The organism is Enterobacter sp. BIDMC109 (assembly GCF_001037885.1).
Lineage (GTDB): Bacteria > Pseudomonadota > Gammaproteobacteria > Enterobacterales > Enterobacteriaceae > Enterobacter > Enterobacter hormaechei_C.
Genome location: NZ_KQ090002.1, coordinates 3,697,442 through 3,713,175 on the forward strand (window position 1 = coordinate 3,697,442; position 15,734 = coordinate 3,713,175).

The window sequence follows — 15,734 nt, forward strand, 5'->3', positions numbered from 1 at the left end:
AATACTGCTAACGTTTTGCTTCGTAAGCCAACACTGCCGCCAGCTCTGTTTTCTCCTGTCTGAAGTGCAGCTCACACAGCGAGTCGCGCACCATCCAGGTGAAGATCAACAGCGTCGTACAGATCAGAAACAAACCTAACAGCAGAGTACGTTTTGGCATTCAGCCTCCTTATTGCTTTTCGGCAATGAAGAGACTAACCTCGCAATGTTGGTTGTGAAGTTGGTCTCCCCATCAGTTTTTTGATGTGGGACTCTCCACTGTTTGCCTCTTGCGAAAGCCTGAGGCAAACAGCCTCAAGCACCCGTCACGCACTCTATGCGCCTTCTCTGCGCCTGTCAGAAAATCGTTTCATTTCGTGAAGCCGCCTTCCAGAATCAAACGTCTTTTACCCGGCACGTCAGCATCAGCGTGACGAGCGAAATCGCTGCGATCACCCAGTACACGGATGCATGCCCATAGCTTTGCGACAGTGCCCCCTGAATCACCCCTGCCAGAATCACGCCGGTAGAGATACTGTTGGTAAACAGCGTGGTCGCGGAGCCTGCGCGCCCCGGCATTAAATCCTGGAACCAGAGCATGCCTATCCCGGCAACGATTCCGATAAACACCGCGTTAAACAGCTGTAAAGCCAGCAAGGCTTCACGCGAATGGAACAGGATCAGCCCCGCGTAGAACAGTACCCCGGCCGCCACGGCGACGACCATCATCCGACGCTTTCCGAAACGTTTGACGTAGTAACCCGCCAGAATCATCGCCGGGATCTCCAGCCCGGCAGCGGTGCCCATCAGAATACCCGCGAGCTTGTCGGGCAGTCCCAGATCGCTGCTGATCCACAGCGGCATATCAATAATGTACATGGTGTTGCAGGTCCACATCAGCGTGGAGGCGATAAACAACATGCGGACGTTTTTATCCTGCCAGCCGCTCACCTGCGTGATGGGCTTGTCCGTCACCTGCTCTACGCGCGCCACCGATGGCAGCGCAAAGGCTATCAGCGCCAGGCTGATGACAAAAATCCCCGCCGCGATGGAAAACATGGTGGTGAAGCCGTAGTTCAGCGCCAGCATAAACGCCAGCGGCGGACCGATGACCCACGCGAGAGAGAGCTGCGCACGCATCACCGAGCTGAACATCACCACTTCCCTCGCCGAGCTGTCGGCGTACTCCCGGGCCAGGGCGAACAGTTGCGGCATGGCGGTGTTCGCCAGAGAGGCCAGCAGCACGCCGCAGGTAATGAGCGTCAGGTAATGGCGGTTGAAGGCAAACAGCAACGCGTTGCCCACGGCCATGGCGCAACAAAAGAGGATCAGCTTGCGGCGATCGCCCTGGCTGTCGGATCGTTTCGCCAGCCACAGGCTGACGAGGATCCCGGCAATGGCGTTGACGGTGTAGAACAGGCCCACCCAAAACGGCTGCGCCCCCACCTCGCGGCTGAGAAACAGGCTCAACGTCGGCGCCTGTAGCGCGCCGGCCACGCCCATCATGAAGGCCACCAGCATAAAAGCGGCGTACACGCCATTCAGGCGTCGCCCCATCGTCATCAACCAGAGCATGCGCAAGTCCTTATGAAAGCGAATCGAAATTGGGTGAAATAGTAAACGAAAAAAGCCAGCAAAAAACATTTTGCTGGCGGGTGATTAGCACCAATACTCAGTCACACATGATCGAGGCGAGTTAGCGAGAAGAGGTCGGTTTCGTAACGTCCCACTGCATCAGATCTTCCAGTATTCTCAGCCGCTGCTCTGCGCACTGGCGGGCCAGCCAGGACACTCCCATTGTCGCTGAAAAATAGTGCTGATAAAACTGACGTGCGGTAGACCTCTTCATAATTTACCTCCTCGCTTCATCGAAAAGGATTATTGGCTTAATATAGGGATTAATAAATTGCTGATTTTTTGTCAGGAGTTCCCCTTTTATGCCTTCCGGTCGTCTGCAACAACAATTTATCCGCCTCTGGCAGTGCTGCGAGGGGCAATCGCAGGAGACCACGCTGAACGAGCTGGCCGAGCTCCTCAACTGCTCCCGGCGTCATATGCGCACGCTCCTTAATACCATGCAGCAGCAGGGCTGGCTAAACTGGGAGGCCGAAGCCGGACGCGGCAAGCGTTCGCGCCTGACTTTCCTTTATACCGGCCTGGCGTTACAGCAACAGCGGGCGGAGGATCTGCTGGAGCAGGACCGCATCGATCAGCTGGTCCAGCTGGTGGGCGACAAAGCCGCCGTGCGCCAGATGCTGGTCTCGCATCTGGGACGCAGCTTTCGTCAGGGACGCCACATTCTGCGGGTACTTTACTACCGCCCAATGAAAAATCTGTTGCCCGGTACGGCGTTACGTCGCTCTGAAACCCACATGGCCCGGCAGATATTCAGCGGTCTGACGCGGATAAATGAGGAAAACGGGGAACTGGAAGCGGATATTGCCCATCACTGGCAACAGGTGTCTCCGCTGCACTGGCGCTTCTTTCTACGCCCCGGCATTCATTTCCACCATGGACGCGAGCTGGAGATGCGCGACGTTATCGCCTCTTTAGAGCGCGCCCGCACGCTGCCGCTCTATTCGCATATCACGCGGATCCACTCCCCAACGGCCTGGACGCTGGATATTGAGCTTTCGCAGCCGGACAAATGGCTTCCGTGGCTTCTGGGCTACGTGCCATCAATGATCCTGCCTGCCGAGTGGCGCTCCCTGAACAATTTTTCCAGCCAGCCGATTGGTACGGGTCCCTACTCCGTTACACGAAATAACAGTAATCAGCTGAAGATCCGCGCCTTTGATGATTACTTTGGCTATAGGGCGTTGATCGACGAAGTGAACGTCTGGGTGTTACCGGATCTCAACGAAGAGCTGAGCGCAGGCCTGACCCTGGAAGGGCCAACAGCCGGTGAAAAGGCGTTCGAAAGCCGCTTGGAGGAGGGCTGCTACTACCTGCTCTTTGATAGCCGCAGCCATCGCGGGGCAAACCACGACGTCCGCAGGTGGATAAGCCATATTCTGGCGCCCGCTAACCTGATTTATCACGCAGAGGAGCAATACCAGACCTGGTGGTTCCCGGCCTATGGCCTGCTCCCACGCTGGCACCATGCGCAGCCCGTCCGCAGCGAAAAGCCTGCCGGACTGGAGACCATCACCCTCAGCTACTATCGCGATCACATTGAGCATCGTTTTCTGGCGAGGATCATGAGCACGCTGCTGGCAGCCGAAGGCGTGACGCTGGCGATACAGGAAGTCGATTATGATGAATGGCATCGCGGAGACGTCATCAGCGATATCTGGCTCAACAGCGCAAACTTTACGCTGCCGCTTGATTTCTCGCTCTTTTCTCACCTGTACGAAGTGCCCCTGATTCAGCACTGTATCAACCGGGACTGGCAGCAGGACGCCGCGCGGTGGCGGGCGGGAGAAATGGATCTGGCCGCCTGGTGTCAGGAATTACTGACCGGGCAGACGATCGTACCGCTGATTCACCACTGGCTGCTGATCCAGGGGCAGCGCAGCATGCGCGGCCTGCGGATGAATACCCTCGGCTGGTTTGATTTTAAATCCGCCTGGTTTGCGCCGCCGGAGCCATAACGCTTTCGTAATATTCACCAAATCATTACAATAGCGCCGTTCTCAACGGGGTGCTGCATCACTGATGTGCGCTGAGATAATACCCGTCGAACCTGATCCGGATAACGCCGGCGAAGGGATTTGAGGCTGTCTCTCAAAATCCTTTGCCACTCAACCCTGAGGTGCAAAGTGTTAAAAAACGTTCTTCCTCTGCTGGCGCTGTTTGCGCTGCCTGTTTTTGCTAAGCCCGTTCTGACGGTCTACACCTACGACTCCTTCTCCGCCGACTGGGGCCCCGGCCCGGTGGTTAAAAAAGCCTTTGAAGCCGACTGCAACTGCGAGCTGAAATTCGTGGCGCTGGAAGATGGCGTCTCGCTGCTCAACCGTCTGCGCATGGAAGGCAAAAACAGCAAAGCCGACGTGGTGCTCGGGCTGGATAACAACCTGCTGGAAGCCGCCACCCAAACCAGACTGTTCGCCAAAAGCGGTGTGGCGTCAGATGCCGTCAACGTACCGGGCGGCTGGAAAAACGACGCCTTCGTTCCCTTTGATTACGGCTACTTTGCGTTTGTCTACGATAAAAACAAGCTGAAGAATCCGCCCAAAAGCCTGAAAGAGCTGGTCGAAAGTGACCAGAAATGGCGCGTAATTTATGAAGATCCGCGTACCAGCACCCCGGGTCTGGGGCTGCTATTGTGGATGCAGAAAGTCTACGGGGATAAAACGCCGGAAGCGTGGCAGAAGCTGGCCGCGAAAACCGTTACCGTCACCAAAGGCTGGAGCGAAGCCTACGGCCTGTTCCTGAAAGGCGAAAGCGATCTGGTGCTGAGCTACACTACCTCTCCGGCCTACCACATTATCGCCGAGAAGAAGGATAACTACGCCGCCGCGAACTTTGCTGAAGGGCATTATTTGCAGGTGGAAGTGGCCGCCCGCACCGCCGCGAGCAAACAGCCGGAGCTTGCCGAAAAATTCCTGAAATTTATGGTCTCCCCGGCATTCCAGAATGCTATTCCGACAGGAAACTGGATGTACCCGGTCACTGACGTTGCGCTGCCGGCAGGCTTTGAGCAGCTAAACAAGCCGCAAACCTCACTGGAATTTACGCCGCAGCAGGTTGCCGCCCAGCGCGCCGCATGGATTAGTGAATGGCAACGCGCCGTCAGCCGCTGATCCCCGGCTGGTTAGTTCCCGGGCTGCTCGCCGCCATACTGATGGTGGTCGTCAGCCTGGGTGCATTCCTTGCGCTGTGGTTTAACGCGCCAGAGAGCGATCTGCTCGCCCTCTGGCACGACAGCTATCTCTGGCACGTCATCCGTTTCTCCTTCTGGCAGGCGTTTCTCTCCGCGCTGCTGTCGACGATCCCGGCCATTTTCCTTGCACGCGCCCTCTATCGCAGACGTTTCCCCGGCAGGCTTGCCCTGCTGCGGCTGTGCGCGATGACGCTGATCCTGCCCGTGCTGGTAGCGGTGTTCGGTATTCTGAGCGTCTACGGTCGGCAGGGCTGGCTGGCATCCCTCTTCAACCTGCTTGGTCTGGAATGGACCTTCTCCCCTTACGGCCTGAAAGGCATTCTGCTGGCGCATATTTTTTTCAATATGCCGATGGCGACGCGCCTCTTTTTACAGGCGCTGGAAAACATTCCCGGTGAGCAGCGTCAGATTGCCGCCCAGCTTGGCATGCGCGGCTGGTCGTTCTTCCGCTTTGTCGAATGGCCGTGGCTGCGACGCCAGATTGCCCCGGTGGCCGCGCTAATCTTTATGCTCTGCTTCGCCAGCTTCGCGACCGTGCTTTCTCTCGGCGGCGGGCCGCAGGCCACCACCATTGAGCTGGCGATCTATCAGGCCTTAAGTTACGACTACGATCCGGGCCGCGCCGCGCTGCTGGCGATGGTGCAGATGGTCTGCTGCCTGGCGCTGGTGTTACTCAGCCAGCGGCTGAGTAAAGCGATCCCCACAGGCAGCAATCACTTGACAGGCTGGCGCGATCCGCAGGACAGCCTGCACAGCCGCGTCGCGGATTTTATGCTGATCGCGCTGGCCCTCCTGCTTCTGCTGCCCCCGCTGCTGGCCGTTATCGTTGATGGCCTGAATCGCAATGTGTTGTCGGTACTGCAACAGCCTGTCCTGTGGCAGGCGACGTGGACCTCATTGCGCATCGCGCTGGCAGCCGGGCTGCTGTGCGTGATCCTGACCATGATGCTGCTCTGGAGCAGCCGCGAGCTGTACGCGCGTCATGCCCGTAAAGCCGGACACGCGCTGGAACTGACGGGTATGCTGATCCTGGCGATGCCGGGTATTGTGCTGGCGACCGGATTCTTTTTACTGTTCAACAGCACCATCGGCCTGCCGGAAAGCGCCGACGGCATCGTCATTTTTACCAACGCGCTGATGGCTATCCCTTACGCGCTCAAGGTGCTGGAAAACCCGATGCGCGACGTCAACAGCCGCTACAGTTTGCTGTGTCAGTCGCTGGGCATGCAGGGCTGGCAGCGTCTGAAGGTGGTCGAACTGCGCGCGCTAAAGCGTCCGCTGGCTCAGGCGCTGGCGTTTGCCTGCGTGCTGTCGATTGGCGATTTTGGCGTTGTGGCCCTCTTTGGCAACGAGGATTTCCGCACGCTGCCGTTCTGGCTTTATCAGCAAATTGGCTCCTATCGTAGCCAGGACGGCGCCGTCACGGCACTTTTACTGCTGGTGCTGTGCTTTGCGTTATTTACCGTTATCGAAAAACTTCCGGGGCGTGATGTTAAAACTGACTGATGTAACCTGGCTTTATGAGCACCTGCCAATGCGTTTTACCCTCTCCGTTCGTCAGGGAGAGCGAATCGCAGTACTTGGCCCCAGCGGGGCCGGAAAAAGTACTCTGCTCAATCTGATTGCCGGTTTTTTGCAGCCTGCCAGCGGGTCGATCGTCATTGATAATGGCGAGTATACCTACGCTCCGCCGGCTACGCGCCCGGTGTCGATGCTGTTCCAGGAAAACAATCTGTTCAATCATCTTACGGTGTGGCAGAACATCGCGCTGGGTATGGATCCGGGGTTAAAGCTCAGTGTTGCGCAGCGTCAGACGCTGGAGGCGATCGCCGAACAAATGGGCCTGGCTGCGTTTATCAACAGACTACCGGGTGAGCTTTCCGGCGGCCAGCGCCAGCGCGTGGCGCTGGCACGCTGTCTGGTGCGCAAGCAGCCGCTGCTGCTGCTCGACGAACCCTTTTCGGCGCTCGACCCGGCCCTGCGTCAGGAGATGCTCTCGCTGGTTGAGGAGGTTTGCGAGCGCGAGCAACTGACGATGCTGATGGTTTCGCATAGCATCGAAGATGCCGCACGCATCGCGCCGCGATCGGTAGTGATCGCGGAGGGACGTATTTTGTGGGATGGAACAACCGACGCCTTAATGAGCGGGAAAGAAAGCGCGTCAGGATTACTGGGTATAAGACCGTAGGCCGGGCAAACGCAGTGCCGCCCGGCGTTTAACGGCTCACCACCTTCAACAGGATCTCACCGTACACCGGCATCAGCGGGTGGCGAATCAGCGCCACCAGCGCCACGACAGCCACTCCCAGCGTCAGCGGGGCCAGCCAGAGCAGGCGCGTGCGCGGAAGATAGCGCGTCAGGCGATCAACACTGGCTTTCGCGCTGCGCCACAGGCGCCAGCAGAGCCAGACCGCCAGCCACAGCAGGACCGCCGTTCCCAGCAGCAGCCACTTGAACTCGCCGCTTTGCATACCGTCAGGAATATCGATGGCCGCGCCCGCCAGGATCCCCGGCAGGAAGTAGAACGGCGGCCAGAAGACGCAGCCGATGATGTTCGGCACCACAAACTTCGCGACGGGCAGATCCAGCATCCCGGCCACCATCGGCACCAGCGGGCGCGTTGGGCCAACGAAGCGCCCCACGAGGATGGTGAACATGCTGTGCTGGTGCAGCGCGTGCTCGGTTTTATCCAGCAGCGCTTTGTTTTTTTTCATGAACGACCAGCGGTGCAGCGGCTTCTTAAAGCGCCAGCCCAGCCAGAAGGAGATCCAGTCCCCCAGCAAACAACCGATGATACCGGCCATCCACGCCTGCCAGAAATTGACCTCGCCGCTGCCGATAAGCGCCCCAAGCCCCGCCATCATCACGGTGCCGGGCAGGATCAGCCCGACCAGCGCCAGCGACTCCAGAAACGCCACCAGCGCCACGGCGATGAGCGAATACATAACGGACTGGGTAATAAAATGTTCCAGCAATGCCTGCATAACTATTCCGGTCAGAAAACGAATCAGCGATTCTGCTTAGCGCCCTGCACCGCGTCAAGGCATCAATTGTCTGAATAGTTTACAAGATGCGCCTGAAGTTCACCTGAATGTTTACCGATTATTCACATCCCGCACGGAATTCGCTCGGGCTGGCACCGGTGCACTTCTTAAACACGCGAGAGAAATAGAGCTGATCTTCAAAGCCGACGTTACGCCCGACGGTGGCGATAGGCATTCGGGTGGTGCTGAGCAGCAGTTTCGCCTGGCTGATGCGCTGATCCTCACGCCAGCTGAGTACGCTCACGCCAAGCTGCTGGCGGAACAGATGAGAGAGCCGTGACGGCGACAGACACACATGCTGGGCGACGCTGGCAATATCAAACTGGCTGTCGGCAAGGTGGTCGCTGATGTACTGGCAGGCGTCGCGGACGCGGTTGTCCAGCGGCGGATTAAGCGACTCGTTGATGGCCTCCATGCGGCGCAGCAGCACCTGTTCAAGCAGGTTGATGGCCAGCAGTTCGGCGTAGCGCCCGCCCGCCTGCCCTGCCTCAATAATCTGTGCGAACAGCTCACGGAACTGCGCCAGATGCGCCTCATCCGGGCGATATAAACCGGTATGGGCGAAAATGGCCGGCCACGAGAGCCACTCCTGCCAGTAGGCGCGCGGACGGAAATAGACCCACTGGTGATACCACTCTTTGGCATCCGGATGGCGCCCGTAGTGGTGGATCTCCCCCGGCGGGAACAGCAGCATATCACCGGGGCGGCAGATAAACTGCTGATCCCCGTTTTTGACGACCCCTTCTCCGCGTACGGTCAGGTTCAGGATATATCCCTTCATGCCAAGAGGGCGATCGACGTAAAAATCGAGATATCCCTCGGCCTCAATAGGCGTCAGCCCCGCCACCAGATGGGCGTTAAATGAGTAGCCCGGCAGTAAGGGATCGTTTTGCGGTTCGGCCATAGATTCAGTTCTCCCAAGGGTCCTGAAGGAAACCAATTGTCCATATCGATAAAAGCAGTATAAAAATGGCCCGCGAAAAGATCCAAAAAGCATCACGCCTCTTTTACGTCCGCCATGTTTCAGCCTTTCCCCCTGATTTGTCCGCCAGTACGGGCAGATAAGCAGTAACAAAAGTGTCTATAAGTGCGGCAGAAATGTCCACATAGAATATTTGCACGGCGTCACACTTTGCGTGGCTACAGCAATTTAGTCCATAAGATTAGCGGATCCTGCCTGACGATTTTTGTCCCCAGTCTCTAATGTTCTTCCATACCTGTTTTTTGGATGGAGCAACACCATGGCAATTGCAATTGGCCTCGATTTTGGCAGCGACTCAGTTCGCGCGCTGGCAGTGGACTGTACGACTGGCCTGGAGATAGCAACCAGCGTTGAGTGGTATCCGCGCTGGCAAGAGGGGCGCTACTGCGATGCGCCGAACAACCAGTTCCGCCACCACCCGCGTGATTACATTGAATCAATGGAAGCGGCGATCAAAACCGTGCTGGCAGAGTTGACGGACGCCCAGCGGGTCGATGTCGTGGGGATTGGCGTCGACAGCACCGGCTCAACGCCTGCCCCTGTCGATGCCGAAGGCCGCGTACTGGCGCTGCGACCGGAGTTTGCCGACAACCCGAACGCCATGTTTGTGCTGTGGAAAGACCATACCGCCGTGGAAGAGGCGGAAGCCATCACCCGCTTATGCCATCAGCCGGGCAAAACTGACTACTCCCGCTACATCGGCGGGATTTACTCCAGCGAGTGGTTCTGGGCCAAGATCCTGCACGTTACCCGCGCGGACGCGTCGGTCGCACAGGCAGCGGCATCATGGATTGAGCTATGCGACTGGGTTCCCGCCCTGCTCTCCGGCACCACTCGCCCGCAGGATATCCGCCGCGGCCGTTGCAGCGCCGGGCATAAATCGCTGTGGCATGAAAGCTGGGGGGGGCTGCCTCCGGCAACGTTCTTCGATGAACTCGATCCGATCATCAACAAAAACCTGACATACCCGCTGTTTACCGACACCTTCACCGCCGATATTCCGGTCGGCACGCTCTGCGAAGAGTGGGCGAAACGCCTCGGTCTGCCGCAAAACGTGACCATTTCCGGCGGCGCGTTCGACTGCCATATGGGTGCCGTGGGCGCGGGTGCGCAGCCCAACACGCTGGTGAAAGTTATCGGCACCTCCACCTGTGACATTCTGACGGCAGATAAAGCCAGCGTCGGCGACCGCGCGGTGAAAGGCATCTGCGGTCAGGTTGACGGCAGCGTGGTACCCGATTTTATCGGCCTCGAAGCGGGTCAGTCCGCCTTCGGCGATATCTACGCCTGGTTTGGCCGTGTGCTCGGCTGGCCGCTGGATCAGCTGGCAGCCGCGCATCCTGAACTGAAAACACAGATTACCGCGAGCAAAAAACAGCTCCTGCCGCAGCTCACCGAAGCCTGGGCAAAAAATCCGTCTCTCGACCACCTGCCGGTGGTGCTGGACTGGTTCAACGGGCGTCGTACGCCGTTTGCCAACCAGCGTCTGAAAGGGGTGATTACCGATCTCAACCTCGCGACCGACGCGCCCGCGCTGTTTGGCGGCCTGATCGCCGCCACCGCATTCGGCGCGCGCGCCATTATGGAGTGCTTCACCGGGCAGGGCATTGACGTGAACAACGTGATGGCGCTGGGCGGCATCGCCCGTAAAAACCCGGTGATTATGCAGGCCTGCTGCGACGTGCTGAACCGGCCGCTGCAAATTGTGGCCTCCGATCAGTGCTGTGCGCTGGGCGCGGCGATTTTCGCTGCCGTGGCCGCAGGCGTACATGCGGATATCCCGACCGCGCAACAGCATATGGCGAGCGCCGTCGAAAGTACGCTCCAGCCGCAGACTCAGCAGGCACAACGCTTTGAACAGCTTTATCAGCGCTACCAGCAATGGGCAAAAAGCGCCGAACTTCACTATCTCCCTGTCGCCGCCCCGGCCAAAAGCACCGCGGATACTACGGCAACCCTGACACATTAAGGACACGATAATGACCATTTTTAATAATTATGAAGTGTGGTTTGTGATTGGCAGCCAGCATTTGTACGGACCGGAAGCGTTGCAGCAGGTGACGAAACACGCGGAGCACGTTGTGAATGCGCTGAACGCGGAAGCCAAACTGCCGTGCAAACTGGTGCTGAAGCCGCTGGGTACCACCCCGGACGAAATCACCAACATTTGCCGCGATGCCAATTACGATGACAAATGCGCTGGCCTGGTGGTGTGGCTGCACACCTTCTCGCCAGCCAAAATGTGGATCAACGGCCTGGCTATCCTCAACAAACCGCTGCTGCAATTCCACACGCAGTTCAACGCCTCCCTGCCGTGGGACAGCATCGACATGGACTTCATGAACCTGAACCAGACCGCGCACGGCGGCCGCGAGTTCGGCTTCATCGGCGCGCGCATGCGTCAACAGCATGCCGTGGTGACCGGGCACTGGCAGGACGGTCAGGCACAAAAACGCATTGGCTCCTGGATGCGTCAGGCGGTATCTAAGCAGGATACCCGCCACCTGAAAGTGGTGCGTTTCGGCGACAACATGCGCGAAGTGGCGGTCACCGACGGTGATAAAGTGGCCGCGCAGATTAAATTTGGCTTCTCCGTCAACACCTGGGCGGTGGGCGACCTGGTGCAGGTGGTGAATGACATCAGCGATGGCGACGTTAACGCGCTGGTGGACGAGTACGAAAGCAGCTATCGCCTGACGCCTGCGGCACAGGTCAACGGTGACAAGCGCCAGAACGTGCTGGATGCCGCACGTATTGAGCTGGGCATGAAGCGTTTTCTGGAACAGGGCGGCTTCCATGCCTTCACCACCACCTTTGAAGATCTCCACGGCCTGAAACAGCTCCCGGGTCTGGCGGTACAACGTCTGATGCAGCAGGGCTACGGCTTTGCGGGCGAAGGCGACTGGAAAACTGCCGCTCTGCTTCGCATCATGAAGGTGATGTCGACCGGTCTACAGGGCGGCACCTCTTTTATGGAGGACTACACCTACCACTTCGAGAACGGCAACGATCTGGTGCTCGGCTCGCACATGCTGGAAGTGTGTCCATCCATCGCGGTTGAAGAGAAACCGATCCTCGACGTGCAGTACCTCGGCATTGGCGGCAAAGCGGATCCGGCCCGTCTGATCTTCAACACCCGTACCGGCCCGGCCATTAACGCCAGCCTGATCGACCTCGGCGATCGTTTCCGCCTGCTGGTGAACTGCGTCGATGCGGTTGAAACCCCGCATTCTCTGCCGAAGCTGCCGGTCGCCAACGCTTTGTGGAAAGCGCAGCCTGACCTGCCAACCGCCTCGGAAGCCTGGATCCTGGCCGGCGGCGCGCACCACACCGTATTCAGCCACGCGCTTGACCTGAACGATATGCGTCATTTTGCCGAGCTGCACGACATCGAACTGACCGTAATTGATAACGACACCCGTCTGCCAGCCTTTAAAGACGCGCTGCGCTGGAACGAAGTCTATTACGGTTCAAAACGCTAAGTACGGAGTGCCCGGTGGCACTTCGTTTACCGGGCCTACGGTTCTGTAGGCCGGATAAGCGCAGCGCCATCCGGCAGGAGACGACAATGTTAGAAGATCTCAAACGTCAGGTACTCGAAGCCAACCTGGCGCTGCCAAAACATAACCTCGTAACCCTGACATGGGGCAACGTCAGCGCCGTTGACCGGGAAAAAGGGGTGTTCGTGATCAAGCCTTCCGGCGTGGATTACACGGTAATGACCGCAGAAGACATGGTGGTGGTCAGCATCGAAACGGGTGAAGTGGTTGAAGGCAATAAAAAGCCCTCCTCCGATACGCCCACTCATCGCCTGCTGTATCAGGCCTTCCCGACCATCGGCGGGATTGTGCATACCCATTCGCGTCACGCGACCATCTGGGCGCAGGCGGGCCAGCCTATTCCGGCCACCGGCACCACCCACGCGGACTACTTCTACGGCACCATTCCCTGCACGCGTCTGATGACCGATGCGGAGATCAACGGTGAGTACGAATGGGAAACGGGGAACGTGATTGTCGAAACCTTCGAAAAACAGGGAATCGACGCGGCGCAAATGCCCGGCGTGCTGGTGCACTCCCACGGCCCGTTTGCCTGGGGTAAAAACGCGGAGGACGCGGTGCACAACGCGATCGTGCTGGAGGAAGTCGCCTATATGGGGATCTTCTGCCGCCAGCTGGCACCGCAGCTGCCGGATATGCAGCAAACCCTGCTGGATAAGCATTACCTGCGTAAGCACGGTGCGAAAGCCTACTACGGGCAGTAAACCCTTGCCCGGTGACGCTGCGCTTACCAGGCCTGCGGAACCTGTAGGCCGGATAAGCGCAGCGCCATCCGGCGGAACGGGCACTGTATAAAACCCCAGCAAACACCCCTCAACCAGGCTATAATCAGGCCTGGTTTTGTTTTATGGGATAACGCCGTGACGCAGGCGCAAGAAGGCTTTTTACTGACCAGACACTGGCGGGATACCCCTCAGGGTACTGAGGTTGAATTCTGGCTGGCAACGGACAACGGCCCACTAAACGTTACGCTCCCGCCGCAGGAGTCCGTGGCCTTTATTCCTGAAGCTCACGTCGAGAAAGTGAAACAACTGCTACGCGGCGAAAACAACTGGCGCCTTACGCCGCTCCAACTGAAAGATTTCCACCGCCAGCCGGTTTACGGCCTCTACTGCCGCGCCCATCGCCAGTTAATGCGCTATGAAAAGCTGCTTCGTGAAGCAGGCGTGACGCTTTACGAGGCCGACATTCGCCCGCCTGAACGCTTTCTGATGGAGCGGTTTATCACCGCCCCCGTCTGGGTAGATGGCACCGCGCAAAACGGCAGGATCGTTAACGCGCGCCTGAAGCCTAATCCGCACTATCGCCCGCCGCTAAAGTGGGTGTCGCTGGATATTGAAACCACCCGCCATGGCGAACTGTACTGCATTGGCCTGGAAGGCTGTGGGCAGCGGGTTGTCTATATGCTCGGGCCGCCGAACGGCGATGCGTCCGCGCTGGATTTTAATCTGGAGTACGTCAACAGCCGCCCGCAACTGCTGGAGAAGCTTAACCAGTGGTTTGCCGAGCACGATCCGGATGTTCTGATCGGCTGGAACGTAGTGCAGTTTGACCTGCGCGTGCTGCAAAAACATGCCGAGCGTTACCGTATCCCGCTGATTCTGGGGCGCGGCAACAGCGAGCTGGAGTGGCGTGAGCACGGTTTTAAGAACGGCGTATTCTTTGCACAGGCTAACGGTCGCCTGATTATCGACGGTATCGAGGCGCTGAAATCCGCCTTCTGGAACTTCTCTTCCTTCTCGCTGGAAGCGGTCGCCCAGGCGCTGCTCGGCGAAGGTAAATCCATCGACAATCCCTGGGACCGAATGGACGAGATCGACCGGCGCTTTAATGAAGATAAGCCGGCGCTCGCTACCTATAACCTGAAAGATTGCGAGCTGGTGACGCAGATCTTCCACAAAACCGAGATCATGCCGTTCCTGCTGGAACGCGCAACGGTGAACGGTCTCGCGGTCGACAGGCACGGCGGCTCGGTAGCGGCCTTCAGCCACCTCTATTTCCCGCGGATGCACCGGGCAGGCTATGTCGCCCCTAACCTCGGCGACGTGCCGCCGCAGGCCAGCCCCGGCGGTTACGTGATGGATTCACGGCCCGGACTGTATGACTCGGTGCTGGTGCTGGATTATAAAAGCCTGTACCCGTCAATTATCCGCACGTTTCTGATTGATCCGGTGGGGCTGGTGGAGGGGATGGCCCAGCCAGACGATGCGCACAGCACCGAAGGGTTTCTTGGAGCTCGCTTCTCGCGGAAAAAACACTGCCTGCCCGAAATTGTGGGAAACATCTGGCACGGCCGCGACGAGGCGAAACGCCACGGCAACAAGCCGCTCTCACAGGCGCTGAAAATCATTATGAACGCCTTTTACGGCGTGCTGGGTACCAGCGCCTGCCGCTTCTTTGATCCCCGGCTGGCGTCTTCCATCACCATGCGCGGGCACGACATTATGCGCCAGACCAAAGCGCTGATTGAATCCCGGGGCTATGACGTTATTTATGGCGATACCGACTCCACCTTTGTCTGGCTGAAAGCGGCCCATTCAGAAGACGACGCCGCGCGAATCGGCAAAGAACTGGTCGCCTACGTGAACGACTGGTGGCGCGAAAATTTGCAAAAAGAGCGGTTAACCAGCGCGTTAGAGCTGGAGTTTGAAACCCATTTTGCCCGCTTTTTAATGCCGACCATTCGCGGAACCGACCAGGGCAGCAAGAAGCGCTACGCCGGGCTGATTCAGGAAGGTGACACGCAGCGGATGGTCTTTAAAGGGCTGGAGACGGTGCGCACCGACTGGACGCCACTGGCGCAGCAGTTCCAGCAGACGCTCTACCTGCGGGTGTTTCGCAACGAGCCCTATCAGGACTACGTACGCGACACCATCGCCAGCCTGATGGCGGGTGAACTGGATGACCAGCTGGTGTATCGCAAGCGCCTGCGCCGCCCGCTGGCCGAATATCAACGTAACGTTCCTCCCCACGTACGCGCCGCGCGGCTGGCGGATGAAGAGAATGTTCGCCGGGGCCGTGCGCCGCAGTATCAGAACCGGGGTACGATCAAATACGTCTGGACAACTAACGGCCCGGAACCCGTTGATTACCAGCAGTCTCCGCTTGATTACGATCACTACCTGACCCGCCAGCTTCAGCCGGTTGCGGAGGGAATTTTACCGTTCATCAATGACGACTTTGCTACACTAGTGACAGGACAACTTGGGCTATTTTGACGCGTGACGAAACCGTTGCCATCCAGTACCATAGCGCCCTTTCCATTCCCGGACCCATTTTTCGATGACCGTCTTTTTTGACGGGGTCGAACTATTGCCTGCAATTAAAGATTAGAGCCGAACAAC

13 protein-coding genes and 1 riboswitch are annotated in these 15,734 nt (G+C 58.3%); of the genes, 8 read left to right on the forward strand and 5 right to left on the reverse strand.

The annotated features are described in order from the left end of the window. Positions 1–7: 7 nt before the first annotated feature. The 3 genes from SK62_RS17430 to sgrT form a co-directional block, all read right to left on the reverse strand. Complete coding sequence (locus tag SK62_RS17430) at positions 8–160, reverse strand: Hok/Gef family protein (RefSeq protein WP_010427008.1); 153 nt, start codon at positions 158–160, stop codon at positions 8–10. A 215-nt stretch (positions 161–375) separates the two neighbouring features. Then, positions 376–1,554, reverse strand: coding sequence for a sugar efflux transporter (locus SK62_RS17435; RefSeq protein ID WP_015572661.1), 1,179 nt, complete (start codon positions 1,552–1,554; stop codon positions 376–378). Positions 1,555–1,675: 121 nt separating this feature from the next. Then, a complete protein-coding gene (gene sgrT / locus SK62_RS17440) occupies positions 1,676–1,828 on the reverse strand; it encodes a glucose uptake inhibitor SgrT (RefSeq protein ID WP_045347210.1) in 153 nt (50 codons plus the stop codon). Between the two features lie 88 nt (positions 1,829–1,916). Between sgrT and sgrR the strand changes: the two genes are divergently transcribed. The 4 genes from sgrR to thiQ all read left to right on the forward strand — a co-directional run bounded on the left by sgrR (position 1,917) and on the right by thiQ (position 6,992). Further along, positions 1,917–3,572, forward strand: a complete 1,656-nt coding sequence (gene sgrR / locus SK62_RS17445; protein ID WP_032652559.1) for an HTH-type transcriptional regulator SgrR — start codon at positions 1,917–1,919, stop codon at positions 3,570–3,572. 36 nt (positions 3,573–3,608) lie between these two features. After that, positions 3,609–3,709, forward strand: a riboswitch (TPP riboswitch). A gap of 31 nt (positions 3,710–3,740) precedes the next feature. Continuing rightward, the gene (thiB, locus tag SK62_RS17450) at positions 3,741–4,724 is read left to right on the forward strand and encodes a thiamine ABC transporter substrate binding subunit (protein WP_045347207.1); all 984 of its coding nucleotides are present in this window, start codon (positions 3,741–3,743) and stop codon (positions 4,722–4,724) included. Next, entirely contained in the window at positions 4,700–6,310 is a 1,611-nt protein-coding gene (gene thiP / locus SK62_RS17455; RefSeq protein WP_032670574.1) for a thiamine/thiamine pyrophosphate ABC transporter permease ThiP, read from the forward strand. The genes thiB and thiP overlap by 25 nt, the downstream gene beginning before the upstream one ends. After that, positions 6,294–6,992: a thiamine ABC transporter ATP-binding protein ThiQ gene (gene thiQ / locus SK62_RS17460; protein ID WP_032103038.1), complete on the forward strand. Its 699-nt coding sequence runs from the start codon at positions 6,294–6,296 to the stop codon at positions 6,990–6,992. The genes thiP and thiQ overlap by 17 nt, the downstream gene beginning before the upstream one ends. Before the next feature lie 28 nt (positions 6,993–7,020). On the opposite strand, the gene SK62_RS17465 is transcribed toward thiQ, so the two are convergent. Both SK62_RS17465 and araC read right to left on the reverse strand, forming a co-directional pair. Further along, positions 7,021–7,788 carry a DedA family protein gene (locus SK62_RS17465; RefSeq protein WP_017383796.1) on the reverse strand — a complete coding sequence of 256 codons (768 nt, stop codon included), beginning with the start codon at positions 7,786–7,788 and terminating at the stop codon, positions 7,021–7,023. Positions 7,789–7,906: 118 nt separating this feature from the next. Continuing rightward, complete coding sequence (araC, locus tag SK62_RS17470) at positions 7,907–8,752, reverse strand: arabinose operon transcriptional regulator AraC (protein ID WP_003856402.1); 846 nt, start codon at positions 8,750–8,752, stop codon at positions 7,907–7,909. A 337-nt stretch (positions 8,753–9,089) separates the two neighbouring features. On the opposite strand from araC, the gene araB reads away from it, so the two are divergent. From araB to polB, 4 genes are all read left to right on the forward strand, one after another. Further along, the gene (araB, locus tag SK62_RS17475; protein WP_045344457.1) at positions 9,090–10,799 is read left to right on the forward strand and encodes a ribulokinase; all 1,710 of its coding nucleotides are present in this window, start codon (positions 9,090–9,092) and stop codon (positions 10,797–10,799) included. A gap of 10 nt (positions 10,800–10,809) precedes the next feature. Then, positions 10,810–12,312 (forward strand): L-arabinose isomerase, encoded by a 1,503-nt coding sequence (araA, locus tag SK62_RS17480; protein WP_047718818.1) that lies wholly within the window; start codon positions 10,810–10,812, stop codon positions 12,310–12,312. A gap of 86 nt (positions 12,313–12,398) precedes the next feature. Next, positions 12,399–13,094, forward strand: coding sequence for an L-ribulose-5-phosphate 4-epimerase (gene araD / locus SK62_RS17485; RefSeq protein WP_015572655.1), 696 nt, complete (start codon positions 12,399–12,401; stop codon positions 13,092–13,094). 156 nt (positions 13,095–13,250) lie between these two features. Continuing rightward, positions 13,251–15,608 (forward strand): DNA polymerase II, encoded by a 2,358-nt coding sequence (gene polB / locus SK62_RS17490; protein WP_047718821.1) that lies wholly within the window; start codon positions 13,251–13,253, stop codon positions 15,606–15,608. Positions 15,609–15,734 lie beyond the last annotated feature (126 nt).